Source organism: Kutzneria sp. 744 (assembly GCF_000568255.1).
GTDB lineage: Bacteria > Actinomycetota > Actinomycetes > Mycobacteriales > Pseudonocardiaceae > Kutzneria.
Genome location: NZ_KK037166.1, coordinates 4,128,224 through 4,154,195 on the forward strand (window position 1 = coordinate 4,128,224; position 25,972 = coordinate 4,154,195).

The window sequence follows — 25,972 nt, forward strand, 5'->3', positions numbered from 1 at the left end:
GCCGCCTGCTACCTCACCGTGCTCGTGATCGACAAGATCCTCGCGCGCCGCAAGGCCGAGGTCGAGTGGTCGCCCGATCTGAGCACCCGTTGACGGGACCTGGTTGCTGATGCGTGTGGAAGAAGCCGGCATCGACGGTGTGCTGCTGTTCGTGCCCACCCCGCACCGGGACGACCGGGGCCTGTTCACCCGGACCTTCGACCTGGCCATCGGCGAGAAGCACGGCGTCGGGGACTTCCTGCAGGACAGCCAGTCCCGCTCGCGCCTGGGCACCATCCGCGGCATGCACGGCCGCGGCGGCCGGGGCGAGGCCAAGCTCGTGCGCTGCGCCCGCGGCGCCGTGCACGACGTGCTCGTCGACGCCCGGCCCGGCTCCTCCACGTTCGGGCGAATCGAGTCGTTCCTGCTCGACGACGAGACCTTCGCGACGCTATATGTTCCGCCGGGCCTGCTGCACGGCTTCCAGGCGCTGACCGACCTGGCCGACGTCTGCTACCGGATCGACCGCGAGCACGACCCCGCCGAGGACATCGCCGTCCGCTACGACGACACCGACCTGGCCATCGCCTGGCCGCGCCCGGTGACCGCCGTCAGCGCGCGCGATGCCGGCGCCGGGTCGTGGGCGCAGCTGCTGACCACTTTGGAGAGATCACCATGAGACAAGCCTTACCCATCGCCGTGATCGGGGTGGCGGCGATGGTCCTGACAGCCTGCACCGGGTCGACACCCGTGGCCGATCCGGTGAGCACCACCCCCAGCGACACCACCGTCAGCAGCACCACGGCTGCCTCCAGCACCACCTCGTCGTCCGCCACTTCCTCGTCGAGGACGACTTCGAAGCCTTCCACCACCTCCAAGGCCGCTCCCCCGCCCGGTCGCACCGGCGGCGGTCGTTGCCCGGCCTATCCCACGCCTTCGTGCACCGGTGTTCCCGGTGGCACCAAGCTTTCCGCCGTGACCCTCAATTCCGGCGACGCGTATCGGGTGAGCCAGGACGGCGCCGTGCTCGACGGCATGCACATTCCCGGAAACCTGCTCATCACCGCGCACAACGTCACCGTGCGCAACAGCCAGATCGACGGCTTCGTCACCGACGAGTACGAGAACGTCGACTACTCGTACACCATCGTCGATTCCACCGTCGGCCCTGCCTCCGGCTGCGATTCCCAGCCCGGCGTCGGCGAGGGCAGCTTCTACGCCCGCGGTGTGCTCATCCGCAACCACGGCGACGGTTTCCGCGACTCCGGCAACGACATCGAGATCCACGACTCGTACGTGCATCTCTGTTCCAATCCCGGAGACCATTCCGACGGCATCCAGAGCTACCAGGGCGGGCACAACCTCGTGCTCGACCACAACACCCTCGACCAGCGCGACGCCACGGACATCACCGCGCCCATCTTCCTCACCGACCTGACCAACACCGTGTCGGTGACCAACAACCTGGTGGCCGGCGGCACCTACTCGATCCAGGTCAAGGGCGCCGGCGGCACGGTGGTGGTGCGGGGCAACCGCATGGTCGACAAGTCCTGGGTCTACGGCCCCGTGGAGTCCGACTGCGGCACCATCCAGTGGTCCGACAACTCCTTGGTCACCATAGACAGCGCCTACAACGTCACCGGCACCGTGGCCCCCCTCCCCTGCCACGGCTGAGAAAGCCAGCCCGGCAATGACGGAATGCGACGCCAAGGGCAGGCGAGCGGAACCTCCAGGACCGGAGAGAACGGCGAGGCCCGCTAGCCCAGCCTGCGCGCGCCCCCAGCAACGCGAGTCACGCTCTCGGGCGGGAGAGTCCCGTCCTCGGGCCCACCCACCTAGCGCAACCACGCCGAAAAATGCCCGAGGGCGGAACTCGCCCCGGTGCCCGAGAGCGTGACTCGCGGGGGTTCGGCCCCGAACCCACCACCCCCGCGAGTCCCGCTCTGCGACAGACAAGAACCCAACACATGCTTGCCCCACAGCGGGACTCGCGAACAGAAGCAGGCTATAGCCAAGACCGCCACTCCAAGCCGGCGGCCCCGACCCGCCCGTTGCCAGGCATGGGTTGAAGGCTCTCGCCCACCCGCTCTCTCAGCCGGCCCCGCTAATCGGCGGCGGCGAACCTGGTGACCTCTACCGACACTGGAAGCTCAGCCGCCCGGTGCCCTTCGCCACTCCACCACTGCTCTGCCCGAAACCGTATTTCGGTATGCCGGAGAGCGTGACTCGCGGGGGTTCGCGGGCAACTACACGACCTCGGCCATGGCTTCGTGGCGCCGACGGCGGACCAGCACATCCCGCAACCAGGCCCAGCGGTACCGAATCCAGTACAGCACCCCGAACTGGTCCTCATGCGGCGCCAACTGCTTGGCCGTCCGCAACAACGAGCCCGAGGCCCCCACCAACACGAACGTCAACCCGGTCACCGTGGCGAATGCGGTCAGGTCGAACGTCGCCGACCCGATCAGCGGGGCCACCAGGCTCGCGCAGATGGTCAGCGCCAGATCCCGTGCCCCGGGGTCCTTGCTCAAATACCGGGCCCGCAGCGCGGAGTAGAACGCGCACAGGAAGATGCCGGCAAAGGCCGCCACCCCGACAAAACCGGTTTCCACGGTGGACAGGATGTACTGGTTGTCGAACACCTCGTGCTTGCCGGCATACCAGGTCCCCGGCCCGTGTCCGAACAGCGGATGCAGGCTGATCTGCTTGGCCGCCACGGCCGAGGCATAGGTCCGGTGGGAAATGCTGCTGTCGTTGCCGATGTTGGCGAACAGGTTGTACAGCGCCCCGAGCAGGCTCGGCACGGCCAATTTCATGATGCCGAGGAAGACGAGCCCCACCAACAGGGTGTACCACCGTCGCTTGGCCGGCCAGCCGATGAACAGCACCAGTCCGGCGCCGCACACACCGAGGACGGCCGATCGCGAGATGGAGAACATGAGCCCGGCGGCGATGATGCCGCAACAGATCCACCATCGCAGCACGGGTTCGCGGCGTCCCTTGGCCTGGAAGGCGAAATGCGAGGCCAGCGGCAGCAGCATCGCGCACAGCACGCCGAATTCGATGGGATGCCCGGTGGTGCCGGCCACCCGGGCCAGCGCCTCGCGCGTCTCGACGAAGCCGTCGTCGGAGGTGAATCGTAGGCCGGGCAACACCATGTACTGCGTGAGGTCCAACTTCAGGATGAACTGACAGCAGCCCACTATCGCGACGCCGGTGCCGCACACGACCGCTGCCTTGAGCACGCGGTCGAGCCGGATGAGGCCCCGCACACCGTCGTTCATCATCAGCGCCACGGCACAGTTGCCGATCACCAGCACCAGCGCGTGGTCGGAAAGCTTGACCTCGTCGGACGGCAGTGGCCCGTAATTGGCGTACCCGTACGAGAAGAACACGGCTATCGCGTAGACGAAAATGCCGGTGCGAACCGGGGTTCGCCCTTTGGCCATGCCCAGCGTCAATGTGAGCTGCGCGCACGCCCAGCAGATGGCGGCGAACAGCGCGGCCACGTTGCCGGGGGTCAGCGACAGCGGAATTCCCTTGAACACCGCCCGCGCGGGTATCAGCATCAGCACCGCGACGAAGATGCAGACCAGCGTGGCCCCGTCGGCCATCGTCCGGGTCTTGCGGCCCGGCAGGAAGTCGGTCGACATGTCAGGCGCCGCTCGACGCGGCCACGAGCGACTGCTCATGAGCCGGGGACTTGCGCCGACGCGCCTGGTAGTAGCTCTCGAAGCTGTAGGCGGCGCACAGCGCGGCCACGACACCCATCAGCACGGCGATCGCCGCCGCCCTGGTCTTGTTGCCACGCTGGGCCGCCGGTGTCGTCGGCTGCACGGCGACGTCGAGCGTGATGTACGTCTGCTCCGGCGCGTTCAACGCCTTCTGCCGCCCGGCCAGCTCCTGCTTGACCCGCTCCACGCACCGCTTGGCGATGTCCTGCGCTGCCTGCGGGTTGCGGCTGTCGCCCTCGACGAACACGAACGGGCCGGCGACGATCTGCTCCTGCTGGTTGGTGCTGCCGTTGGTCACCTTGTACGAGGGGTCCCCGGTCGGCGACGCGCCCATCGCGGCGGCCACCTCCGGCGTGTTCAGCGCCTGGATGACGATCGCCGCCGTGTTGTTCAGCCCCTGGTCGAAGTTGAGCAGCGGGTTGGTGATGGTGCCCTTGTCGGTGGGCAGCGCGGGCAGGCTGCCGCCGGCCAGGGGCTGGTCGAGCACCAGCACGGCGGTGGAGGTGTAGGTCACCGGCACCGTCAGGTAGATGCCGACCGCGGCGCCGACCGCGATGAGGAACGCCGGCAGGGCGACGTACCAACGGCGGAACAGCACGAGCATCGTCTGCCAGAAGTCCATGTCCGGCTACACCGTCTCATGTGGAGAGTCAGGGCCGTCGGTCAGCGTGCCGCGCACGGTCAGCACGGCTTTGTCCTTGGCCCGGGCGATCCGCACGGTCGGTGGGTCGAGCTCACCGGGAGAGCGAGTGAGCTCGGCCACGTTGTCGGGCGCGCGCAGCTTGCGGGACTCGCGCATCCGGTCACGGGCGTACGCGCCGCCCAGGCCCAGCAGGAGCACGAGCAGCAGCGCCACGCCGGTGAGCTGAAGCTTGAGGGTCATCTTGGTGACGGGCGCCGTCGGCGAGATCACGTCAACCATGGCCAGATAGGTGATCGGCGGCGCGTTCAACGCCTTCTGCCGGGCCACCAGCTCCTGGCGCAGCTGGTCCTGAGCCTTCTTCACGACCGCGCTGGCGGCCTCGGGCGAGGTGCTCTCGCCCTCCACGTACACGAACGGGCCGTTCTGGCTGCTGCTGAGCAGATCCGGGCTGCTGGTGCCGTCGTTGATCACGATCGAGGTGGCGCTGTGCGGCCCCGCACCCAGGTCGGCCAGCGCCTGAGGGGTGTTCATGGCCTGGATCAGGATGCCGGTGGTGGTCTTGAGGCCGTCGTTGAAGTTCAGCAGCGGGTTGGTCAGGCCGGTGGGCTTGCTCGGGTCCAGGGACAGCGTGCCGCCGCCGGCCGGGGTGGCCAGCACCATGAAGGCCCGCGACACGTAGTGGGTCGGCACCAGGATGAAGGTGACCGCCGCGGCCAGCACGGCCAGCAGAACGACCGGCGGGCCGACGTAGCGACGGCGTAGCAGACCCCACATGGATTTCCAGAATTCCATAGGCCCCTGCCCCGTTCCGTGAGCGCCGGTCACGGCGACCGCCGGCATCCGAACAATCGATGACCTGCAAATTGTTGTTACAGACTGGGCCGTTCGGACCAGTGCACGTTGCTCCGAGGGTTCGGTTACGCGGGCGGGCGCGGGCGCGATGTGAGGGGCATGGACTCAAGCGGCCGCATCCGCCTCGTCGGGCTGGACGGCATCCGGGGACTGGCGGCGCTGTTCGTGGTGCTGCACCACAGCTACCTGATGGCGTTCCCCGGCTTTCCCGAGACCCATGCGCCCGCTTGGACGGGTTTCCTGCTGTACGGGCATTTCGCCGTGGTCGTGTTCATCGTGCTGTCCGGTTTCTCGCTGGCCGTGTCGCCCGCTCGCAACGGGTGGCGCCTGGACAGCAAGGCCAAGTTCGCCCGTCGACGGGCCTGGCGCATCCTGCCGCCGTACTGGCCGGCCCTGGTGTTCAGCCTGATCATCGCCTGGACGCTCGTGCCCCAGCCCGGCGAGGGCGTGCCGACCGGCAAGTCCGTTGTGCTGTACGGGTTCCTGTTGCAGGACGTCTTCGGTTCCCCCAGCCCCAACGGCGCCTTCTGGTCCATCGCCGTCGAGGCGCAGCTGTACTTCGTGTTCCCGCTCATGTTGTTGGCCCTGCGCCGGGCCGGCGCCACCGTGATGCTCGGCGTGACAACAGGAGTTGTCGTGCTCATCGGCGCGCTGGCGCCTCACGTGTCCGTTGTGGATGCTTTGACGCGGTTCACCCCCCAGTTCGCCGCCCTCTTCGCCGCCGGTGTCGTGGCCGCCGGAATCGTCTCCGCCCAGGAGAAGTGGCACCGCGTCCGCTGGCAGTGGTGGGCCTTCGCCGCCGTCGTGCCGGTGATCGCCCTCATCGTGGTCATGGGCCCCGTCTGGACCACCAGCAACTTCCTCTGGGTCGACCTCGCCGCCGGTCCCGCCGTCGCTCTCCTGCTGGTCGCCGTCGCCACCCGCCAGCCCAAGCCCTTGGTACGCCTGCTCGACACCGCCCCCATGCGCAGCCTGGGCTCCTTCTCCTACAGCCTCTACCTCACCCACGCGCCCATCGTCGTGGTGGCCTACACCTTCGTCGTCGGCCCCCTCTTCGGCACCGGCCTCGGCGCCTTCGGTGTGATGCTCTTGATCTGCGTCCCGGTGACCGTCGCCTTCGCCCGCGGCTTCGCCGCCCTGTTCGAGATCCCCTTCGTCAAGCACCGCAGCTGGGCCGCGCTGAAGGGCGCCGTCGCCGCCCGCAGGGCCCCCACCCCGGAACCGGTCCCAGCCGCCGACTGACCAAGATCAAGGGACCGATCCTCTCGTTGAACGTCAGGAAGGACCCCTTCCTGACATCACGCCCAAGATCAAGGGACCGATCCTGGCATTCAACGTCAGTAAGGGGCCCTTCCTGACATCGGGACCATGATCGAAGCGCGATTCCTCACGTTCAACGAGAGGAATGCCCCCTTCCACGCATAACCCAGCCCACGTCCCAACGCCCATGATCAACGCGGCTTTCCTCCACTCCGAGTGCAGGAAAACCCCCTTCCGAGCGCAAGGGCTGGGAAGGGGGCGAGGGGGCGGGCTACGGTGGAGGGTTAGCGCGGGACGAGGTCCCGGGCGAAGCGGACCAGCTTGCGGGCCCGGCGTTCGACCACGATCTGCTGGCGGCGGGCGTACATCTTGCCGATCTCCAACAACGCCCGGCGGCGCTGGTCCTCGGACAGGTCCGGTGAAGCCTGGACCCAGCGGGCCATCTCCCGGCACTGGAGGGTGGTCGCGAAGTGCGCCTGCCACTTCGGCACGTCGAGGCGGCGGGCGAGGATCGAGGGCGATTCGTGCTTCCAGTTGCGCTTGGCCAGAACCTCGGGCACGTGGCCCCAGCGCCCGGCCAGCGCGAGCTTGGTGGCGTACACCTCGTCCTCACGCAACATGTTCCGCCGCTCGATGCGCGCCACGGGCTCCCGGCGCACCATGCCGTACAGAGGATCGATGATCAGGTGGCTCTCGTTGAGCAGCCGCAGCATCTCGGTCAGCCGGATGACGGGGTCATCGGACCGGAAAGCAGTGCCGTCGTACGGCATGGTGGAGGTGACGCCGTCGGGTGCGGTGTAGTCGACCTGGCTGGTGACGAGCATGAGCCCCGGGTCAGCGGCGAAGACGTCGAGACCGCGGGACACGCAGTTCGGGGCCAGCCAGTCGTCGTCGCCGACCCAGCGGAAGAACTCGCCGCGGCCCAACCGCAGGGCGCCGACGAAGTTGTTGAGCAGCCCCACGTTCACCGGGTTGCGGTGGTAGACGATCCGCGAGTCCTCGGCGGCCAGCGAGCGGCACAGGTCCTCGGTGCCGTCGGTGGACGCGTTGTCGCTGATCACCAGCTCCAGGTCGGCGTGGTCCTGGCCGAGGACCGAGCGCACGACGGCCTCGATCCGCTCCACCCCGTTGTAGACCGGCAGGCCCACGGACACCAGCGGCATGACCACTCCTCACTCAGCGGGCGAGCCGCGCCCGCAGCTGCCGGAACTGCTCGACGGGCACGACCGCCAGCACGAACACCAGCATCCCGATCACGCCGGGCACGAACAGGTTCACGAACACGCCGCTGTCGACCAGCCGCAGGGTGATCAGCGTCGCGACGGCGCACAGCACGGCGCCGACGGCCGGACGGACCAGGGCCGGCAGCACGGGAAGCAGCGGCACGCCGGCCCGATGCAAAGCGATGACGGCCAGCGGCAGGGCCACTACAACGGCCACGATGCCGTGCGAAATCGCCGCGCCGCGGATGCCGTCGAGGTGGGTGCCGAACCACAGCGCCGGGATCAGGGCGATGGCCCAGCCGGCGTTGAGCCACACGGTCGCCCGGGTCGCGCCCAGCGACGTCAGGATGTCGAACGCCAGCGACGTCAACATCCGCACGACCATCAGCACGGTCAGGAAGCGCAGCACATCGGCCGACGCCGCCCATTTGTCGCTGTACAGGAACACCACCATGTACGGGGCCAGGATCGCCATCAACACGGCCACCGGCAGGATCGCCGAGATCAACACCGGCACGGATCGCCGCACACCCGTGGCCAAGGCCTCGGGTTCCTGCTCGGCCAGCCGGGAGAAGCTCGGGATCGACACATAACGGACGGCCGTGCCGACCAATCCCGGAACCCAGTTGGAGACGTTGAACGCCAACAGGTAGTAGCCGAGGGCGGCCGCGCCCAGCACGTTGCCGACGATCACGTAGTCGGCGTTGAGCAGCACCGATTCCACGCCGAGGCTGGCCGCCAACGGGATGCCGAACTTGAGCAGCTTCCGGGCGATCTCGCGGTCGAAGGACAGCCGCAGCGGCAGCGCGCCCATGCGCCACACCAGGATCCCGGTGACGACGGAACCCGCCACCTGGCCGCCGGCGAAGCTGTAGGCGCCGGCCCCGCCGAAGGCCAGCGGCACCGCGACCACGAAGTTGGCCGCCATGCCGATCATCGTCGCCTTGGTCAGCCGGTCCTGCTCGAACCGCCGCATCAGAGCAGCGCTACGACAGGAGGTGATGCCGTCCACGATGATCACGAGCGTGAGCAGCCGCACCACCGGAGCGGCGTCCGGCGTGCCGGCCAGGGTGGCGAAGGCCGGCGCGCCGAAGAAGAACGCCGCGTACACCAGGCTGCTGAACGCGATGGCGATCGAGGTGCCGGTCGGCGCCATGTCCTCCAGCCTGCCGCGCCACTGCACGCCGGCGGCGATCACGCCGATGTCGTTGACGTGCATGACAAAGGCCGTGGCCGCGGCGGCCACCGCGAACACGCCGAAGTCGGCCGGCACGAGCAGCCGGGCCAGGATCAGACCGATGGTGAAGGATCCGAGCTTGGTGCCCAGGTTGCCGACCAGGCTCCAACGCAGGCCCCGACCGGCCTTGCGGCCGATCGTGCCGACCTGCGCCGCGGTCGATTCCGCCTCGGCATCGGCCGCGACCGCTGTCCCGACCGCGACCGGATCCTCGCTCGCGTCCCGGCCCTGCCCTGACTCAGACTCGCTCAAGCCAGATCTCCCGCCAGAACGGCACGAACTCGCGCGGGCAGCTCGAGTTGTAGACCCCGGCGCAGACGATGTCCTCCAGGATGATGCACGGGCTCTTCATCGTCAGCAGCTCGCCGGTCTTCTCGTCGATGCACTTGTCGACGCGGGCCTGCACCCGGGCGGTCTGACCGCAGTAGCGGGCCATCTCGATCTCGAAGCCCATGCCCCGGTTGAGCATGTCCTCGTTGAGCGTGGCCAGGATCGCTTCCTTGCTCCTGACCCGCACCAGCTCGCCGGGCTGCAGGTCCAGGTGCGCGGTCGGCGTCTTCTTGCCGGGCTGCCCCTTGATGAAGCCCCAGCGCAGGCCCTCCTTGAACCACAGCTTCTGCGGCAGCTTCTGCCGGCTGACGTCCTGCACGCGGTTGAACAGCGACACGCCGAACGCCTTGACCGACGCCCACACGGTGACGTTGCCGGTCTTCACGTCGGTGACGTACTGCCCGAGGTCGCGGAAGGGCAGGCAGGTCGGCGCGGCGCGGAGCAACTCGGTGGCCTGGCAGGAGAAGCGCTCGCCGCCGTCGGGACCCGGGGCCTTGTGGGTGTTCTCCACCAGCAGCGGCAGGTCGATACGCCCGGTCGGCCGCGAAGCCTCGACGGGCAGGGGGCTGCCGGGCTCGACGCGCTTGAGCCAGGCTTCCTTCCAGTACATGGAGCACGCGGTCTGGCAGCCGCCGTGCGACGAGCCGTCGCAGCGGGCCCCGGCCAGGTGGACGGAGTTCTCCATCTTGCGGATGCCGCTGCGGCTGATGGTGTCGCACAGCTTGTGCGCCACCTTGTGCACGGTCATGCGCTGCCCGCAGAACCGGACCATCTCCGGCATGAACGGCAGGTTGTCGAGCTCGCCCTTGCTGTCCAGGGTGGCCAGGATCTCCTCGACGCTGAGCACCTCGACCAGGTCGCCGACGCGTAAGCCCAGCGTGGGGGCGGTGGTCACGGACTGGGTCATCTTCGTTTCACTCCTTCACCAGGCCGGCGCCCCGCAGGGCGTCGGCGGCGTCCGCGACCGTGGCGAACGGCAGTCCGGCACGGTGGGCGATGTCCAGCAGGCTGTGCTCGCCGTCGGACAGGTTGAGCACCCACAACATCGCCATCTGGGCCTGTTTCGTGTCACTGCGCCCGCCGAGCGACTCGTACAGGCCGCGCCGGCCGAGCTGTGGCTCGCCGTAAGGGCTGAGGTTCACGTAACGGCGGTCGCGCTCCAGCACGGCCACCGCCGCCCACAGCGTCTCCAGCGTGTCGGCCATCGACTCCTCGGTGACGAAGTCGGGATTGTCGCCGGACGTGTGGTATTCGGGGTAGCCGGCGTACGGCGTCCTGGTGAGGCTGCCGACGCCGAGATTGAAGCCGGGCGAGCAGTACTGCCGCTCGTCGTAGCCGTAGGGCGAGAAGTCGATCACCTTGTGCTCGCGGCCCGACTCGCGCAGCACGTGCTCGACGGCCCGGTCCACGGGGGAGTCGCCGCGCCGGCTTCGCTTGTACGTCAACGATCCCCGGTCGCCGGCGCACGCCAGCGTGACACCGCCACGTACCCGGTCCACCCGCTCGAAGTTGCGGGCCAGCCAGGTGATCGCGCCGATCGTGCCGGGGGCGAAGATGAACCGGTATGTAAACCGGGGCTTGGAAACCGCCAGGCGCTTGGCCAGTTCGACCGCCACCGCCACGCCGGCCATGTTGTCGTTGGCCAGCGACGGGTGGCAGATGTGGCAGGACACGATGATCTCGTCGGTCAGCTCGCCCGGCACCACGTGCTCGCCGTAGCTGAGGTGGCCGTCGTCCAAAGCGGAGTCGATGCACACCTCGTAGTCGCCGTCCGGCAACGACTCCAGCACGTCGTGACGCAGACAGAAGCCCCACGTCTCGTTGTAGTAGCTGGTGCGGTAGGGGATCAGCGTCGGCTGCTCGGGCAGCGTGTGCAGGTGCTCGCGCAGCTGCGCCAACGGCATCGTGGCGCGCAGCGGCGTGCTGTAGCCGACGATGTGCAGGTTGTGCTCGGCGAAGTCGATCACCTTGCGGCCACTGGGATCCTTCACCCAGGCGTCCCGGATGTTCCACTCCCGCGGCACGTTCCAGTCCAGCACCTGGGTTCCGGTCGGCACCTCGGAGACCACCAGCGGGATCTCCCCGCCGATGATCTCCAGGGTCCGCCGCAGGCCGTTCCCGGTGATGCTGCGGCACACCGGGTACAGCCGGTCGACCAGGTCCTTCATCGCACCGGCCGCATGTCGTCGCCGAGGGTGCCCTTGGCCGACCGGTCGGACAGCCGGGCCAGACGGGTGAAGCGCTGCTTGAAGTCCTCGTCGGTGAGCCCGAACTTCTGGTACGCCTCGTACAGCTCGACGGCGCCGTCCTTGACCGACCACGCGGCGTGGAAGTCCGGCATGGCGGCCCGGATCCGGGCGAAGTCCACCCGGTAGGACCGCGGGTCGGCGCCGGCCTCACCGGTGATCACCAGCTTGGAGCCGGGCACCGCCTCGATCACCTCGCCCGCGATCTCGGCCACGGTCAGGTTGTTCAGCTCGGTGCCGACGTTGAACGCCCGGTTGTGGATGGCCTCCTTGGGCGCCACCAGCGCGCAGGCGAACGCCGCCGCGATGTCCTTGGCGTGCACCAGGGGCCGCCACGGCGTGCCGTCGGACAGCACCTTGACCTGACCGGTCAGGTGCGCGTGCCCGACCAGGTTGTTCAGCACGATGTCGGCCCGCAGCCGCGGCGAGAAGCCGAAAGCCGTGGCGTTGCGCATGTACACCGGGGTGAAGTCGTCGTCGGCCAGCTCGGCCACGTCGTCCTCGACCCGCACCTTGGACTCCGCGTACGGCGTCACCGGACGCAGCGGGGCGTCCTCGTCGACCAGGCCACCGCCGCCGGACGCGCCGTAGACCGAGCACGTCGAGGCGTAGAGGTAGCGCTTGACGCCGGCGTCCTTGGCCAGTCGGGCCAGGTGCACCGAGGCGTGGTGGTTGATGTCGTAGGTCAGCTGCGGGGCCAGCGAGCCCAGCGGGTCGTTGGACAGCGCCGCCAGGTGCACCACGGCATCCACAGTGGACAGATGTTCGGCCGTCACGTCACGAAGGTCGACCGCGATGCCGGCGGGATCGGCCGGTGTCGGGCCGAGCACGCAGTCCGCGAACAGGCCGGAGTCGAGGCCGATCACCTCGTGCCCGGCCTCGGCCAGCACCGGGGCCATCACGGTGCCCAGGTAGCCCTGGTGTCCGGTCAGCAGCACGCGCATCAGGGTCATCCTCCAGCAAGGTCGAGAGTGAGCTTGTTGACGTGGAACGCTTCCGCGTAGCGGGACTTGCACTCGATGCCCCGGATCCGCGCCAGGCCGAGAAACGCCTCGCGGTCGTACCAGGGACGCCTCCGCTGCGACGGGTAGTGCGCGTGCAGCAGCCGCACCTTCTCCTCGGCGACCTCGTCGGCCAGCGGCTGGTACACCGACGGCCGCCCGAGATCCCCGTCCCACTTGACGATCTCGTACCCCAGCGCCAGGTGGTCGCGGAACACCTGCGGCACCAGCTCGGCCAGCCCGCGGTGATCCTGATGCGCGTCAAGGGTGTTCGGCGCGAAGATCAGCTCCGGGTCGGTGCGCGAGCGCAGCTCCTCGACCGCCGCCTTCGCCTCCTCCCAGTGCGCCGGCAGCCGGCCGTCGGGCAGCTTCCCCACCGTGACACGGAGATCCGCGCCCGGGCAGAACGCCGCCAGGGCCGCGTGCTCCTCGTCCTCACGCGCGGTTCCGCCGCCGGTCAGCACGAGCGCGTCCACCCGCACGCCGGGATTGCCGCCGCACAACGTGAGCAGACTGCCGCCCGCGCCGATCGCGATGTCGTCGCAGTGGGCGGCGAGCACGGCGATCCGGCGCGGGCGTCCGGTCGAGAGTGCGATCATTCCCTTTCCCACAAGGCCCAGGGCCGCTCGCCGCGCGAGTAGGCCTCGTCCAACGCCACCCGTTCCTTGACGGTGTCGGTCGGCTTCCAGTACCCGCGGTGCGGGTAGGCCATCAGCCGGCCGCGCTTGGCCAGCTCGCCGCACCCGTCGGCGACGAGGTCGCCGCCCTCCGGGATGTGGTCGAAAACCTCCTGGCGCAGCACGAAATAGCCGCCGTTGGACCACAGCGGCATGTCGCTGACCGGGGTGATGCCCGAGACCATGCCGGACTCGCCGAGCTCGACGCAGTGGAAGCTGCCGGGCGGCGGCACGACCATCATCGACGCGCCGGCCTCGGACCGCTCGAACCGGCTGACGATCTCCGGCAGCGGCGCGTCGGTCAGCACGTCGGCGTAGTTGGCCAGGAACATCTCGTCGCCGTCCAGGTGCTCGCGCACCCGGCGCAGCCGCTCGCCGATCGGCGAGGAGATGCCGGTCTGCACGAACGTGATCTTCCACTCCGAGATGTCCGTGGACAGCAGCTCCACCTTGCCGCCGGACAGCACGAAGTCGTTGGAGGTGGTCTCCTCGTAGTTGAGGAAGAAGTCCTTGATGTGGTGCGCGCCGTAGCCCAGGCACAGGATGAACTCGGTGTGCCCGAAGTGGGCGTAGTAGCGCATCACGTGCCAGATCAGGGGTCTGGGCCCGACCAGCTGCATCGGCTTGGGCACGTCCGCGGAGGTCCCGGTGCGCATCCGCATCCCGTGTCCGCCGCAGAACAGGACGACCTTCACGACTTCACCTCGAGTTCGGGGATGGGGAAGACCAGGCTGCCGCCCCATTCGCGGACGTAGGCCAGCTGCTCGACCAGCTCGTCGCGCAGGTTCCACGGCAGCACCAGCACGTAGTCCGGGCGGTCCTCGGCGATCCGCTCGGGCGGCAGGATCGGGATCCGGGTGCCGGGCGTGAACCGGCCGTGCTTGTACGGGTTGCGGTCCACCGTGTACGCCAGCAGGTCCGGCCGGATGCCGCAGTGGTTGAGCAGCGTGTTGCCCTTGCCGGGCGCGCCGTAGCCGACGACGGTCTTGCCCTCGGCGGCGGCCTTGGTCAGGAACGCCAACAGGTCCCGGCGCACCTTGGCCACCCGGGCGGCGAACTCGGTGTAGCCGGACAGTTCGTGCAGACCGGCCGCCTTCTCCCGGGCCAGCACGTCGTGCACGCGGGTGCTCGGCTCGCCGGCGACCTCGGTCGGGCGGGCCCACAGCCGGATGGAGCCGCCGTGCGTCGACACCAGCTCGACGTCCACAACGGACAGTCCGCCGCTGGCCAGCGCCCGCTGCGCGGAGGCCACGGTGTAGTACTGGAAGTGCTCGTGGTAGATGGTGTCGTACTGGTTGAGCTCCATGAGCGTCAGCAGGTGCTGCACCTCGATGGACACCCAGCCGTCGTCGGCCACCAGGTTGCGCAGCCCCTTGGTGAAGCCGATGACGTCGGGTATGTGCGCGTAGACGTTGTTGGCCACCACCAGGTTCGCCGGCCCGTGCTCGGCGCGGACCTGGGCCCCGGTCTCCGGCGTGAGGAACGCGGTCAGCGTCGGCACGCCCTTGTCCCGGGCCGCCTGGCCGACGTTCACCGAGGGTTCCACGCCGAGACACCGGATCCAGCGGGACACCACGTGCTGGAGCAGGTAGCCGTCGTTGCTGGCCACCTCGACCACGAACGAGTCGGCGTCCAGGCCCAGCCGCTCCACCGCGCCGTCCACGAAGCGCCGCGCGTGCTGCACCCAGGACGTCGAGAAGGACGAGAAGTACGCGTACTCGGTGAAGGTGTCCTCAGGAGTGATCAGCGGCGGGATCTGGGCCAGCCAGCACTGCGTGCACACCCGCAGGTGCAGCGGGTAGGTGACCTCCGGCTCGTCCAGCTGTGCCTCGGTGAGGAACCGTTCGCACGGCGGGGTGGCGCCGAGATCGACCACACCCTCCAGGTTCGTCGAGCCACACAGCCGACAGACCGACATCCGCCACGCTCCCCGCGAGAATTCGAGCGCGACGCCGACGGCGTCGCCGTACCCTGATTCGCTGCTTGCGCACCCGGTGTTACCGGGGCGCGGGAGTGGGGAACATCCCGCCACGCCAACCACTAGCCCGTTCGGCGTAGCCCTTCGACACCTTCGCCTGAACCAACGAGCGGGCGCCGCGCCGGATACGCGAAACGGACGTCACGCGGGGACCCCACTCGGCGTGGCGGAACCGAGTGGAGACCGCGCGCAACGTCCGCGGCGTCAGTCGAGCAGTGCTCTTGTTCTGTCGGAGCCTCAGATGAGGCCGGCCCGCAGCGCACAGGCCACGGCGTGCACCCGGTTGTGCACGTTGAAGCGCTTGGTCGCGCTCAGGATGATGCTCTTCACCATGCGGTCGGAGCAGGCCATGATGTCGGCGATCTCGGGCGTGTCGTGCCCGTCCGCCATCAGCTGCAACACCGTCAGCTCGCGCGGGGCCAGCATGGCCCCGTCCGGGCCGGCGATCTCGCGGCGCAGGTTCTCGGCCTGCTCGGCCAGACTCGGCACCGCACCGCCGCCGGCGGCCTCCAGCACCGCGCCGGCCAGCCGGCTGCTGGTGGCCGCGGAGCGCGGCAGCAGCGCGACGACGCGACACCGGTGCAGCGACGGCGCCTGCTCGGGGTCGACGTTGTCGGTGGCCACCACCGTCGGCAGCGGCGCGGCCTGCGCCGCCTTGGTCAGCGCGCCGATGAAATCGGCGTTGACCCGGTCGGTGACCGTGAGCGCCACATCGGCGTCCGCCGGCAATCGGCTGGGCACGACCAGCATGCCGGGCTGCGCCCTGATGTAACTGGCCAGACCGACCGCGGAGATCGGATCCCCCGCTTGAACGAACACCCTCACCCGCGCCATGAGTCCTCCCGACCGACTTGCTTCACGGTATGAAAGAGGTAACTCCCCCCGTCTCCAGAAGTTGTTCACAGCGACGTCTATAGACGCGTCGAGACGGCTGGAGCCCGATCCAGGCCGGTTGGCCGCAGTTCGACCGAAACAGCTGGCCCAGTGCCACTTCTGCACGCATTCCCGGACATCATTGATGATCTTCGCCGGGGCAAGGCCGCTGGTGGCGGCCCTGCGGCCGCGTCTGTCGAACACCGTTCGACGGGTGCGCAACACGTTTCACAATGCGCGACACGCCCGTTTTCCGCCGTTCGGCGGGTACCTCGGGACATATCTTCGCCGATAGTGGCGCGTGTCACAAAATAGCGGGAATGCGCACTAGCCGCGCCAGTTTACAACCGTGAACACCCGGATCCTGATGACCGGACCGGTCGGCGGGCGCTCCCGGTACTGCTCGTACTTCGCCATCAGCCACTCGACGGGCTCGGCCATTTCCGGGCCGTCGATGACCGTGGCCGTGCCGTCCACGCGCACCCACCAGAGTTGGCCCCAGTCCTCGTCGTAGTGATCGACAAGCATGCTGACCTGGTCGTTTTCCCTGATGTTGCGCAGCCGCCTGAGGTTGGTCGTCGTTTTCGGCTTGTGGTCGACGGCGATCACCACCAGGTCGTCGTGGACCGCGAAGGTCACCGGCACCAGGTGCGGTCGACCGTCCGCGCCGGCCGTGGCCAGGCGCGCGACCCGAGCCTGGGCGAACCGCTCCAGGCTCATGACGGCATGCCGACCAGGTCCGCCAGCACGTCGACGGCGTACGTGAAGAACTCGTCCGAGGGGTCCACACTGCCCACGAGCTGCCCGAACAGCTCGAAACTGATCATGCCGAACAGCTGCGTCCAGGCCACGATGGCCCGGGCCAGCACCTCGGGCGGCAGTTCCGGGGCGATCGCCTCGGCCAGGGTCCGACACTGCTCGGCCAGGCCGTCCGAGAGGACCGCCGAGTCCCGGGTCGGCCGCAGCGTGCCCTCCGCCCAGGCCGCCCTGAGCACCCGGACCATGATCAGCGGCACCTTCTGCGCCTCGACGATCGTGACCTCCGGCGCCTGGTAGCCGGGCACCGGCGAGCCGTAGATCAGCGCGTATTCATGCCGGTTGGCCCGGGCCCAATCCCGCACGGAATGGCAGACCGCCTGCCATCGCCCACGCAGGTCCTTGTCGGGAAGGCGCTGGTCAGCGGCCGTGGCGGCGGCCCCGAGCGCCCGATACGCGTCGACGATCAACGCCGTCAGCAGTTCTTCACGGCTCGGGTAATAGCGGTAGATCGCCGAGCTCACCATGCCCAGCGCGCGGGCCACCGCCCGCAGCGACAGGCCGTCCGCCCCCGACGAGGCCAGCTGCCGGCGGGCCTCGTCCTTGATCTCCGCCGTCAGCTCGGCCCGGGCGCGATCACGCGCCGTCTTCCCCGCATTCACGCTCCGCACCCTACCAGAGCGCTGGTCGGTTTCTGGAGCACTGCTCTTGACTGAGAGCTCCGATCCGTGTTCACTGTTCTCATCACAGAGCACCGCTCTCGAATCGGAGACGCCAGATGACCAGCGCCACCCGTTACATCCAGCCCAAGCGGGCCACCAATGTCTTCAACGAGCTGGTCGCCGGCCTCACCCGGCTCGGCGTCAGCGTGTGGGGCAGCCGCGTTCTGGCCGTCCGTGGCCGGACTTCCGGGGAATGGCGGACCAATCCCGTCAATCTGCTGACCGTCGACGGTGTTCGCTATCTCGTCGCCCCGCGCGGTCACACCCAGTGGGTCCGCAACCTGCGCGCCGCCGGCTCCGGCGAGCTGCGACTCGGGCGTCGCACCGAGGCCTTCACCCCCACCGAGGTGGCCGACGCCGACAAGCCGGCCATCCTGCGGGCGTACCTCAAGCGCTGGAAGTTCGAGGTCGGCGTGTTCTTCGACGGCATCGACCACACCGCCACCGACGAGGAGCTGCTGGCCATCGCCCCCGGCTACCCGGTCTTCCGACTCTGACCGGCCCTCATCTCCCGCGATTCACCTTCAGTTCGCCTTGTGTTCATCTTCACGCACGTATCGGCACCGTCAGACACCAGACGTTTTTCGGCCATGAACAGCCGGCAAGGCGGTGCCGCTTGCGCCGAATGCGCGCGACACCGCCTTGCCGGCAATAAATGGATCAGCTGGCGCACTTTTCGGTCGAGCCGGAGTTGCTCACGCGCAGCTTCGTGCCGCCGGACAGGCAGTAGCCGTTCACCTGCTGCAGGCCGAGGTCGTAGCTGGCCTTGCCGGCCTGGGCGGTCACGTTGTCCAGGGTCAGCCCGCTGGCGGCGTTGGCGATGATCGCCGGCCGGGAGTCGGACTTGTCGAACGTGAAGCCGCTGTTGGTGAAGGTGACGCCGGAGACGTTGTGCAGGTAGAAGCCGTAGGCGGGCCGGGTGCCGATGCTGTTGGGGTTGTAGTCGGTGCCGCTGTTGCTCGGCACCCCGCTCGACACGGAGCCGCTGCCGCCGGGCAGGTCCAGGTGCACGTTGTCGAAGGTGATGTTGCTGATCGCGTGCCCGGACTCGCCCCACAGAGTGGGGCTGTACTTGCCGGCCTTGGTGCCGGTGATGTTGCTGTAGTGGATGTCGCTGATGCTGCCGATGCCGGGACTGCCGCCGCACCGCTTGCGCGTGCCGATCTTCTGCATGATCGGCGACTGCGTGTTGGACATGGTGATGTCGTCGTAGTGCACGTTGCTGATGTGCGCGCCGTCCATGGACACCAGGCCCAGCCCCGACTTGCCGGCGCCGGTGATCTTGATGTGCGAGAACTGGTAGTCGGTGAAGTCGCCGCACGTCTCGGAGCCGAACATCAGCGCGTTGCAGCAGCCGGCCGAGAGGGTGGCATTCGTGACGGTGACGTGGCCGTTGGGCAGGGTCTTGCCCAGCGCCCAGTCGCTCTTGAACACCAGCGCGTCGTCGTTGGCGGCGTCGTTGATGTTGGTGATCGTCACGTTGGTGGTGCTGATGATGTTCCAGCCGTCGCGGTCGCCGGCGGTGGAGATCGTCAGGTGGTCGGACACGACGTGGTCGCACCCGTTGATCAGCGCCGCGAAGTGCCCGCCGCGCTTGAGGGTGATGCCCGAGAGCGTCAGGTTGGTGCAGCGGGTGAGCGAAATGATCTTGTCGGCCTGGCCCGACTTCGGGTTGCCGGTGATCAGGTGGCCGCCGCCGTCGATGGTGCCCGAGCCGGTGAAGCTCACGCTGTCCACGGCGTCGCCGTAGAACATGGCGTTGTGGAAGTGGCTGTGCCCGTAGTCCTGGTACTTGTCGTTCGGGTTGGACTCGGGCTTGTCGTAGCCGGACGCGGAGCCGGTGATCGTGGAGCCGGCGTCGAGCTGGATGGTGACGTTGCTCTTGAGGTGCACGGTGCCGGCCGACAGGTAGCTGCCGGACGGGAACTCCACCGTGCCGCCGCCGGCCTTGTTGGCCGCGGCGACGGCCTTGTCGATGGCCGGCGCGTTGTTGGTCTTGCCGTCGGCCTTCGCGCCGTAGTCCTTGACGTTGTAGGTGGTCGCGTGCGGCTGGACCGTGGCCGCCGCGGCGCCTCCGGCACAGAACACGACGATGCCGGCCACCGCGACGATCGGGATCAGGGCCGACCTCCGCAACGCTGCGTAGCGCACGCTGTCCTCCCAGGGACGAGGAAATGTAAACGTTTACAGCGCGGCGGCTCGGCCAGACTAGGAGCGCCCGACACACCCCGTCAAGACCACCCCCGCGAGTCACGCCCTCAGGCAGGGTGAATGTCGGTTTCGGGCAGAACCGAGACTCCGGGCTCACTTCTGCCCAAAACTGTATTTCGGTGTGCCGGAGAGCGTGACTCGCGGGGGGTTGATTGCTGCGCGTTCGGGAAGGGGGTTCGGCGCTAGCCTCGGGGGGGCGTCTTGCCGTCCACGCGGCGGCGGGATAGGTTGCGGGGAAAGCGCTTTCCCATGCGGGGAGGACCGTGGAACACGCGGATGTGCTCGTAGTCGGGGCCGGGGCGTCCGGCGGCGTGGTCACCGGCGCGCTGGCCGAAGCCGGCTTCGACGTGGTCTGTCTGGAGCAAGGTCACTGGCCGGATCGGACGGAATTCCCCGCCCTGCGCCCGACCTACGAGCTGGAGGCCCGCGGCGGCTGGGGCGGCAATCCGACGCTGCGCGGCAAGCCCGAGGACTACCCGGTCAACGAGACCGACTCGGACATCGCGACGCTGATGTACAACGGGGTCGGCGGCAGCATGGTGCTCTACGCGGCGGACTGGCCCCGCCTGCTCCCCTCGGACTTCCGCACCCGGGCGCTGGACGGCGTCGGCGACGACTGGCCGCTGACCTACCGCGACCTCCAGCCTTTCTACGAACGCACCGACCGCGCCTTCGGCGTCTCGGGCCTGGCCGGCGACACCTCGGTGCCGGCGGGGGCCGAGTTTCCGTTGCCACCGCTGCCGATCGGCGACGGAGCCCTGCGCATGGCCCGCGCGCACGACCGCCTCAAGTGGCACTGGTGGCCCGCGCCCAACGCCGTGCTGTCACGCCCGTACCAGGGCCGAAACGCCTGCGCCCACTACGGTTCCTGCATGCAGGGCTGCCCGGAAGGGGCCAAGGCGTCGACCGACGTCACGCACTGGCCGAACGCGATCAAGGCCGGCGCACGGCTGATCACCGGCGCCCGCGTGTCCCGCATCCTCACCGACGCCCAAGGCCTGGCCATCGGCGCGGAATACGTTGACCCCGAAGGAAACTGGCACGTCGTCAAGGCCGATGTCGTGGTGCTGGCGGCCAACTCCGTCGGCACCGCGCGCATCCTGCTCAACTCCGCGTCGCCCCGCTTTCCCCACGGCCTGGCCAATTCCAGCGGCCTGGTCGGGAAACGCCTGATGGTGCACCCCTTCGCCAACGTCACCGGCTACTTCGACGAGCCCGTGGACGCGGGCGGCCATGTCGGCGCGAAGATCGTCAGCTACGAGTTCTACGAGACCGACACCGCCCGCGACTTCGTGCGCGGCGCGAAGTGGAGCCTGGCCCCGACCGGCGGCCCGCTGAACGCCGCGCTGCCCTCGCGGGCCGGAAACTCCGTGTGGGGCAAGGAGCACCACGCTCACGTGCGAGCTCACCTCGGGCACTCGCTGAGCTGGTGCATCTTCGGCGAGGACCTGCCCGACGAGGACAACCGGGTGGAGATCGACAGCAGCCTGACCGACTGCTCCGGCATTCCCGCGCCCAAGGTCACCTACCGCGTCGGCGAGAACTCCCGGCGGCTGCTGGACTTCAACATCGAGCAGGCGCAGCGGTCGTTCGCCGAGGCCGGCGCGCACCGCACGGCCGTGGAGTCGCTGATGCGCTTCTCCGGCTGGCATCTCCTGGGCACAGCGCGGATGGGCGACGACCCCGCGACCTCGGTCGTCGACGGCTGGGGCCGCGCCCACGACGTGCCCAACCTGTACATCGCCGACGGCAGCGCGTTCGTCACCTCCGGCGCCGTGAACCCGACGAGCACCATCGTCTCGCTCGCCCTGCGCAACACCGAGCACCTCATCGAAAACCGGCGCGAGCAAAGGACTCCCCGATGACCGAGGACAACCTCCGGAGCTGGCTCGGCGCGATTGCCGACGAGCTGATCCCGGCGGGTGACGGCATGCCGGCGGCGTCGGCGGTCGGCGTCGCGGACAGCCAACTCGACCTGGTGCTGGCGGTGCGTCCCGACCTGGCCCGCGCGCTGAACCGGGCGTGGGCGCTGGCCGGCCAGTACGAGCCGGTGCCGGCGCTGCGGTTGCTGGCCGACCTCGATCCGCGCGCCCACCAGGCCGTGCTGGAGATCGTCTCCGGCGGCTACTACACCAGCACCCTGGTCAAGCGGCTGCTGAACTACACCGGGCAGCAGCCGGTTCCCGTGCGGCCCGAGGACTATCCCGCCTACCTGGCCGAGGGGCTGCTTGACCGGGTGGTGGATCGTGGACCGGTGCACCGAGACCCCGACTCCCTGTCACGGAGGCAGTGATGGCCGACCTGTTCGCGTCCGACAAGCCCGTGTTCGGCGAGCTGACCGGGGAATTGATCGACATCGTCGAGCCCGCGACCGGCGCCGTGCTGGGCAGCACCCGGCTGGCCGGCCCGTCGGACGTGGCCGAGGCCGTGACGCGAAGCGTTGTGGCGCAACCGAAGTGGGCCGACACGGCGCCGTCCGAACGGGCCGAGGTGTTGCTCCGCGCGGCCCAGCTCATCCACGACCATGAGGACGAGTTCGTCCGCTGGGGCATTCGGGAGTGCGGCGCCATCGCCGGCAAGACCTCGCACGAGGTGCACTCCGGCCGCGGCGAGCTGCTCGCCGCCGCCGGCCTGGCCACCCAGCCGTACGGCCAACTGCTGCCCGCCGCCGGCCGAATGAGCTACGGCCGCCGCATTCCGTTCGGCGCCGTCGGCGTGATCACGCCGTGGAACTTCCCGCTGGTGCTGGCCTTGCGCGCCGTCGCCCCGGCGCTGGCGCTCGGCAATTCCGTGCTGCTCAAGCCCGATCACCAGACCGCGGTGTACGGCGGCGCGCTGATCGCCCGCCTGTTCGAGGAGGCCGGCCTGCCGCCCGGCGTGCTGGAAGTGTTGCCCGGCAAGGCCGACGCCGGTCACGCCCTGGTCGCCGACCCCCGCGTGCCGATGATCTCCTTCACCGGCTCCACTCGGGCCGGCAAGATCGTCGCCGCCACCGCCGCCGAACACGTCAAGAAGGTGTCGTTGGAGCTCGGCGGCAACAACGCGATCATCGTGCTCGCCGACGCCGATCCCGACCAGGCCAGTTCGCTCGGCGCCTGGGGTTCTTTCCTGCACCAGGGCCAGATCTGCCTCACCACCGGCCGTCACCTCGTGCACCGCAAGATCGCCGACGCCTACCTCGACCGCCTCGTCGCCCGCGCCGCCGCGCTCAAGGTCGGCGACCCGACCGAGGCCGACACCCAGATCGGGCCCATCATCAACGCGGCCCAGCTGGCCGGAGTCGACCGCATCGTGCGGGCCTCCGCCGACGTCGGCGCCTCCATCCGCACCGGCGGCACCCACGAGAACCTGTTCTACGCCCCCACGGTGCTGGCCGACGTCACCCCGGACATGCCCGCCTTCACCGACGAGATCTTCGGCCCGGTCGCCCCCGTCACCGTCTTCGACTCCGAGGAGGAGGCCGTCGCGCTGGCCAACTCCACCGCCTACGGCCTCACCGCCTCGGTCATCACCGCCGAGCCCTTCCGCGGCTGGAAACTCGCCGAACGCCTCCGCGCCGGCATGGTGCACGTCAACGACACCACCGTCAACGACGACCCCGCCGTCCCCTTCGGCGGCGTCGGCGCCTCCGGCAACGGCGGCCGTTACGGCGGCCAGGCCAACTGGGAGGAGTTCACCCAGTGGCAGTGGGTAACTGTCCGCGACACCCCACCCACCTACCCCTTCTGACCCCACCTGCGGATGCAGGTAAGGCGTCCTTCCCTGCGTTCAGTGCAGGGAAGGACGCCTTACCTGCATCGGGCTACGGCTCGCGGGCCGCCCGGTGTTGTTGCTCGGCAAGGAAATGCGCCGTGTCCGAGGTCGCCGGGTACAGCGAGCGGTAGTGGGCGTAGAAGTCGTCGTACACACCACCGGAAGCCGGCTGGACGGTCTGCACCACCGGATTCCAGTCAGAGACGTCGATGCCGTCGGCGGAGGCGGCGAGCATCGCGTTGCCGAGGCTGGCGCCGATGGTCTCCCGGGTGAGTTGCTGGGGCAGGCCGGTGACGTCGGAGACGATCTGGGTCCACAGGCCGCCCTGGGTGCCGCCGCCGACCGCCACCAACCGCCGGGCCGCGCCGCCGGCGGCGGTCATGGCCTCCAGGTTGTGGCGGACGCCGTAGGCAATGCCCTCCAGAACCGCACGGTACAGTTCGGGAGCGCCGTGGGAGAGAGTCAACCCGGCGATCATGCCCCGGGCGGAGGGGTCGAACAGCGGGGTGCGCTCGCCGGCGAAGTAGGGCAGCACAAGCAATCCACGGCTGCCGGCGGGCACATCGGAAGCCCTGGCAACAAGATCGGCGAACGAGCCGCCGACCAGACCCCGCAGCCAGTCGGTCACGGCGCCGGAGGTGACCATGCCGGCGGCCAGGGTGCTGGTGCCGGGAAACACGCCGGAAGTGGTCCACAGGCCCGGATGCGGCCGTGGCTGATCAACGACCTGCACCAGGAACATGGTGGTGCCGTACATGACCATGGTCTCGCCGGGCTCCCGCACGCCGACGCTGACGGCTTCGGCCCAGGCGTCGATGGTGCCGGCCGTGACGGGCAGCCCCTCGGGCAGGCCGGTCGCACGAGATGCCGCCTTGCTCACCTGGCCGACGACCTCGGTCGGCCACACCAGGGACGGCAGCGGCAGCCCGGGCGCGACGACGGATGCCCAGTCGAGGGCCCACTCCCGCCGCCCAAGGTCGTACAGCGGCGAGCACTGGCTGGCCGAGTGGTGGTCCAACACGTACCGACCGGTCAGCCGGTGCACCAGGAACGACGAGGCCATCAGCAGCATCCGGGTCCGCGCCCAGACGTGAGGCTCGTTCACGGCCAGCCACCGCAGCTTGGGCCCCACGGCCTGACTTGTCAGCGGCGAACCACCCCGCCGCAGAATCTCGTCACCGCCGAACAGGTCCGTCAGTTCCGAGATTTCCACGGTTGCCCGAGTGTCGACGCCGTAGAGGATCGCCGGCCGCAGCGGCGTTCCGTCCTCGGCGCAGGGCAGCAGGCACGGCCCGATACCGGAAACGGCAAGACCGTTCAGTCGTTCACCGCCGGCCGCCTGGACCAACTCCCGCGCGATCTCGACGAAGTCGCGCCACCAGACGTCCTCCGCGTCGTGCTCGAACCGGCCGGGCGCGGGCGTCGACACGGCGTGCGGACGGGCGACCCGGTGTCGGACGGCGCCGTCCGCGGCGAGCAGAACTCCCTTGGAACCCGACGTTCCGATGTCGATCCCTACATACATCCACCTATCCTCGTCGACATGGATCACATCGCGATCGTCGGCGCGTCGGCGGCCGGCCTGACCGCGGCCGAGACGCTGCGCCGCGAGGGCTACCAGGGCCGCCTGACGCTGATCGGCGACGAGGCGCACGGGCCATACGACCGCCCGCCGCTGTCCAAGCAGGTGCTGGCCGGCCAGTGGGAGCCGGAGAAGACGCAGCTGCGCAAGGACGAGCACATCGCGGGCCTGAACGCCGAGTTCCGCCTGGGCACGCCGGCCGCCGGCCTGGACCTGGACGCCCGCGAGGTCGTGCTGGCCGACGACAGCCGCGTCGGCTACGACGGTCTGGTCATCGCGACCGGCGTCGCCCCACGCCGGCTGCCCTTCGGCCACGACCTCGAAGGCGTGCACGTCCTGCGCACGCTGGACCACGCCGGCGCGCTGCGGGCCGAGCTGCTCCAGCAGCCCAAGACGGTGGTGATCGGCGCCGGCTTCCTCGGCGCGGAGGTCGCCGCCACCGCCCGCGCGCTGGGCCTGGACGTCACGCTGGTCGACCCGCTGCCGGTGCCGATGGCCCGCCAGCTGGGCGAGACGGTCGGCAAGCTGCTGGAGGAGCTGCACCGCGACAACGGCACGAGGGTGCTGATGGACACCGGCGTCGCCGAGTTCCACAGCACGAACGGCCATGTCACCGCAGTGAAGCTGACCGACGGCAGCGTGCTCGACGCCGGCTGCGTGCTGGTGGCGATCGGCGCGACCCCGGTCACCGACTGGCTCAAGGGTTCGGGCCTGACCATCGACAACGGCGTGGTCTGCGACAGCCGCTGCCAGGCCGCGCCCGGCGTCTACGCAGCGGGCGACGTGGCCAACTGGGAGCACCCGCGGTACGGACGGATGCGCCTGGAGCACCGCATGAACGCCACGGAGCAGGGCATGGCGGCGGCCCGCAACCTGCTCGGCGCGGACCAGGAGTTCGCACCGGTCCCGTACTTC

Annotated in this window: 25 protein-coding genes; 8 read left to right on the forward strand and 17 right to left on the reverse strand. The window is 69.2% G+C overall.

Annotated features, from left to right (window positions below; genetic code table 11):
- Positions 1-109: 109 nt before the first annotated feature.
- Positions 110-658 (forward strand): dTDP-4-dehydrorhamnose 3,5-epimerase family protein, encoded by a 549-nt coding sequence (locus KUTG_RS18500; protein ID WP_043729803.1) that lies wholly within the window; start codon positions 110-112, stop codon positions 656-658.
- Here the strand turns inward: KUTG_RS18500 and KUTG_RS58625 are convergent.
- Entirely contained in the window at positions 591-857 is a 267-nt protein-coding gene (locus KUTG_RS58625; protein WP_157494620.1) for a hypothetical protein, read from the reverse strand. The genes KUTG_RS18500 and KUTG_RS58625 overlap by 68 nt on opposite strands.
- 97 nt (positions 858-954) lie before the next feature.
- Here KUTG_RS58625 and KUTG_RS18505 point away from each other — a divergent pair, with 97 nt between their 5' ends.
- On the forward strand, positions 955-1,653 hold the full coding sequence (locus KUTG_RS18505; protein WP_157494621.1) for a right-handed parallel beta-helix repeat-containing protein: 699 nt from the start codon (positions 955-957) through the stop codon (positions 1,651-1,653).
- 572 nt (positions 1,654-2,225) lie between these two features.
- Here the strand turns inward: KUTG_RS18505 and KUTG_RS18510 are convergent.
- The 3 genes from KUTG_RS18510 to KUTG_RS18520 are packed head-to-tail and all read right to left on the reverse strand — an operon-like array spanning position 2,226 to position 5,148.
- Complete coding sequence (locus KUTG_RS18510; RefSeq protein ID WP_052394887.1) at positions 2,226-3,632, reverse strand: O-antigen ligase family protein; 1,407 nt, start codon at positions 3,630-3,632, stop codon at positions 2,226-2,228.
- 1 nt (position 3,633) lies between these two features.
- Positions 3,634-4,335, reverse strand: coding sequence for a YveK family protein (locus tag KUTG_RS18515; protein WP_043718457.1), 702 nt, complete (start codon positions 4,333-4,335; stop codon positions 3,634-3,636).
- Between the two features lie 6 nt (positions 4,336-4,341).
- The gene (locus tag KUTG_RS18520; protein ID WP_043718459.1) at positions 4,342-5,148 is read right to left on the reverse strand and encodes a hypothetical protein; all 807 of its coding nucleotides are present in this window, start codon (positions 5,146-5,148) and stop codon (positions 4,342-4,344) included.
- 159 nt (positions 5,149-5,307) lie between these two features.
- Between KUTG_RS18520 and KUTG_RS18525 the strand changes: the two genes are divergently transcribed.
- The gene (locus KUTG_RS18525; protein ID WP_043718461.1) at positions 5,308-6,450 is read left to right on the forward strand and encodes an acyltransferase family protein; all 1,143 of its coding nucleotides are present in this window, start codon (positions 5,308-5,310) and stop codon (positions 6,448-6,450) included.
- A 302-nt stretch (positions 6,451-6,752) separates the two neighbouring features.
- On the opposite strand, the gene KUTG_RS18530 is transcribed toward KUTG_RS18525, so the two are convergent.
- The 11 genes from KUTG_RS18530 to KUTG_RS18580 form a co-directional block, all read right to left on the reverse strand.
- A complete protein-coding gene (locus KUTG_RS18530; RefSeq protein ID WP_043729807.1) occupies positions 6,753-7,631 on the reverse strand; it encodes a glycosyltransferase family 2 protein in 879 nt (292 codons plus the stop codon).
- 13 nt (positions 7,632-7,644) lie between these two features.
- Positions 7,645-9,180 carry an oligosaccharide flippase family protein gene (locus KUTG_RS18535; protein ID WP_084579464.1) on the reverse strand — a complete coding sequence of 512 codons (1,536 nt, stop codon included), beginning with the start codon at positions 9,178-9,180 and terminating at the stop codon, positions 7,645-7,647.
- Positions 9,167-10,165, reverse strand: coding sequence for a hypothetical protein (locus KUTG_RS18540; protein ID WP_052394888.1), 999 nt, complete (start codon positions 10,163-10,165; stop codon positions 9,167-9,169). Before KUTG_RS18540 ends, KUTG_RS18535 begins: the two co-directional genes overlap by 14 nt.
- Before the next feature lie 7 nt (positions 10,166-10,172).
- Entirely contained in the window at positions 10,173-11,426 is a 1,254-nt protein-coding gene (locus tag KUTG_RS18545) for a DUF4910 domain-containing protein (protein ID WP_043718463.1), read from the reverse strand.
- Positions 11,423-12,448, reverse strand: a complete 1,026-nt coding sequence (locus KUTG_RS18550) for an NAD-dependent epimerase/dehydratase family protein (RefSeq protein WP_043729812.1) — start codon at positions 12,446-12,448, stop codon at positions 11,423-11,425. Before KUTG_RS18550 ends, KUTG_RS18545 begins: the two co-directional genes overlap by 4 nt.
- Positions 12,449-12,453: 5 nt before the next feature.
- Positions 12,454-13,104, reverse strand: coding sequence for a PIG-L deacetylase family protein (locus KUTG_RS18555; protein WP_043718465.1), 651 nt, complete (start codon positions 13,102-13,104; stop codon positions 12,454-12,456).
- Positions 13,101-13,877 carry a sugar phosphate nucleotidyltransferase gene (locus KUTG_RS18560; protein ID WP_043718467.1) on the reverse strand — a complete coding sequence of 259 codons (777 nt, stop codon included), beginning with the start codon at positions 13,875-13,877 and terminating at the stop codon, positions 13,101-13,103. The genes KUTG_RS18555 and KUTG_RS18560 overlap by 4 nt, the downstream gene beginning before the upstream one ends.
- Positions 13,874-15,100: a class I SAM-dependent methyltransferase gene (locus KUTG_RS18565; protein WP_043718468.1), complete on the reverse strand. Its 1,227-nt coding sequence runs from the start codon at positions 15,098-15,100 to the stop codon at positions 13,874-13,876. Before KUTG_RS18565 ends, KUTG_RS18560 begins: the two co-directional genes overlap by 4 nt.
- Before the next feature lie 297 nt (positions 15,101-15,397).
- Entirely contained in the window at positions 15,398-15,985 is a 588-nt protein-coding gene (locus tag KUTG_RS18570; RefSeq protein WP_157494622.1) for a helix-turn-helix transcriptional regulator, read from the reverse strand.
- Positions 15,986-16,360: 375 nt separating this feature from the next.
- Positions 16,361-16,753 carry a TIGR03668 family PPOX class F420-dependent oxidoreductase gene (locus KUTG_RS18575; RefSeq protein WP_043718471.1) on the reverse strand — a complete coding sequence of 131 codons (393 nt, stop codon included), beginning with the start codon at positions 16,751-16,753 and terminating at the stop codon, positions 16,361-16,363.
- Complete coding sequence (locus tag KUTG_RS18580) at positions 16,750-17,451, reverse strand: TetR/AcrR family transcriptional regulator (protein WP_043718473.1); 702 nt, start codon at positions 17,449-17,451, stop codon at positions 16,750-16,752. The genes KUTG_RS18575 and KUTG_RS18580 overlap by 4 nt, the downstream gene beginning before the upstream one ends.
- A gap of 116 nt (positions 17,452-17,567) precedes the next feature.
- On the opposite strand from KUTG_RS18580, the gene KUTG_RS18585 reads away from it, so the two are divergent.
- On the forward strand, positions 17,568-18,008 hold the full coding sequence (locus tag KUTG_RS18585) for a nitroreductase family deazaflavin-dependent oxidoreductase (protein WP_043718475.1): 441 nt from the start codon (positions 17,568-17,570) through the stop codon (positions 18,006-18,008).
- Between the two features lie 163 nt (positions 18,009-18,171).
- On the opposite strand, the gene KUTG_RS18590 is transcribed toward KUTG_RS18585, so the two are convergent.
- The gene (locus tag KUTG_RS18590) at positions 18,172-19,662 is read right to left on the reverse strand and encodes a glycoside hydrolase family 28 protein (RefSeq protein ID WP_232240847.1); all 1,491 of its coding nucleotides are present in this window, start codon (positions 19,660-19,662) and stop codon (positions 18,172-18,174) included.
- Positions 19,663-19,985: 323 nt separating this feature from the next.
- Here KUTG_RS18590 and KUTG_RS18595 point away from each other — a divergent pair, with 323 nt between their 5' ends.
- The 3 genes from KUTG_RS18595 to KUTG_RS18605 are packed head-to-tail and all read left to right on the forward strand — an operon-like array spanning position 19,986 to position 23,451.
- Positions 19,986-21,587: a GMC family oxidoreductase gene (locus KUTG_RS18595; protein WP_043718478.1), complete on the forward strand. Its 1,602-nt coding sequence runs from the start codon at positions 19,986-19,988 to the stop codon at positions 21,585-21,587.
- Positions 21,584-22,015, forward strand: a complete 432-nt coding sequence (locus tag KUTG_RS18600; RefSeq protein WP_043718481.1) for a hypothetical protein — start codon at positions 21,584-21,586, stop codon at positions 22,013-22,015. Before KUTG_RS18595 ends, KUTG_RS18600 begins: the two co-directional genes overlap by 4 nt.
- On the forward strand, positions 22,015-23,451 hold the full coding sequence (locus tag KUTG_RS18605; protein ID WP_043718483.1) for a benzaldehyde dehydrogenase: 1,437 nt from the start codon (positions 22,015-22,017) through the stop codon (positions 23,449-23,451). The genes KUTG_RS18600 and KUTG_RS18605 overlap by 1 nt, the downstream gene beginning before the upstream one ends.
- Positions 23,452-23,524: 73 nt before the next feature.
- On the opposite strand, the gene KUTG_RS18610 is transcribed toward KUTG_RS18605, so the two are convergent.
- A complete protein-coding gene (locus KUTG_RS18610; RefSeq protein ID WP_043718485.1) occupies positions 23,525-25,000 on the reverse strand; it encodes an FGGY-family carbohydrate kinase in 1,476 nt (491 codons plus the stop codon).
- Between the two features lie 18 nt (positions 25,001-25,018).
- Between KUTG_RS18610 and KUTG_RS18615 the strand changes: the two genes are divergently transcribed.
- A partial coding sequence (locus KUTG_RS18615; protein WP_043718487.1) for an NAD(P)/FAD-dependent oxidoreductase occupies positions 25,019-25,972 on the forward strand: 954 nt, incomplete at its 3' end.

Bases quoted from the DNA above. Each gene is read 5' to 3' on its own strand.
- KUTG_RS18510 (WP_052394887.1), bottom strand. From the start codon at position 3,632: ATGTCGACCGACTTCCTGCCGGGCCGCAAGACCCGGACGATGGCCGAC.
- KUTG_RS18500 (WP_043729803.1), top strand. From the start codon at position 110: ATGCGTGTGGAAGAAGCCGGCATCGACGGTGTGCTGCTGTTCGTGCCC.
- KUTG_RS18520 (WP_043718459.1), bottom strand. From the start codon at position 5,148: ATGGAATTCTGGAAATCCATGTGGGGTCTGCTACGCCGTCGCTACGTC.
- KUTG_RS18545 (WP_043718463.1), bottom strand. From the start codon at position 11,426: ATGAAGGACCTGGTCGACCGGCTGTACCCGGTGTGCCGCAGCATCACC.
- KUTG_RS18525 (WP_043718461.1), top strand. From the start codon at position 5,308: ATGGACTCAAGCGGCCGCATCCGCCTCGTCGGGCTGGACGGCATCCGG.
- KUTG_RS18605 (WP_043718483.1), top strand. From the start codon at position 22,015: ATGGCCGACCTGTTCGCGTCCGACAAGCCCGTGTTCGGCGAGCTGACC.
- KUTG_RS18565 (WP_043718468.1), bottom strand. From the start codon at position 15,100: ATGTCGGTCTGTCGGCTGTGTGGCTCGACGAACCTGGAGGGTGTGGTC.
- KUTG_RS18600 (WP_043718481.1), top strand. From the start codon at position 21,584: ATGACCGAGGACAACCTCCGGAGCTGGCTCGGCGCGATTGCCGACGAG.
- KUTG_RS18575 (WP_043718471.1), bottom strand. From the start codon at position 16,753: ATGAGCCTGGAGCGGTTCGCCCAGGCTCGGGTCGCGCGCCTGGCCACG.
- KUTG_RS18540 (WP_052394888.1), bottom strand. From the start codon at position 10,165: ATGACCCAGTCCGTGACCACCGCCCCCACGCTGGGCTTACGCGTCGGC.
- KUTG_RS18585 (WP_043718475.1), top strand. From the start codon at position 17,568: ATGACCAGCGCCACCCGTTACATCCAGCCCAAGCGGGCCACCAATGTC.
- KUTG_RS18555 (WP_043718465.1), bottom strand. From the start codon at position 13,104: ATGATCGCACTCTCGACCGGACGCCCGCGCCGGATCGCCGTGCTCGCC.
- KUTG_RS18610 (WP_043718485.1), bottom strand. From the start codon at position 25,000: ATGTATGTAGGGATCGACATCGGAACGTCGGGTTCCAAGGGAGTTCTG.
- KUTG_RS18515 (WP_043718457.1), bottom strand. From the start codon at position 4,335: ATGGACTTCTGGCAGACGATGCTCGTGCTGTTCCGCCGTTGGTACGTC.
- KUTG_RS18530 (WP_043729807.1), bottom strand. From the start codon at position 7,631: ATGCCGCTGGTGTCCGTGGGCCTGCCGGTCTACAACGGGGTGGAGCGG.
- KUTG_RS18550 (WP_043729812.1), bottom strand. From the start codon at position 12,448: ATGCGCGTGCTGCTGACCGGACACCAGGGCTACCTGGGCACCGTGATG.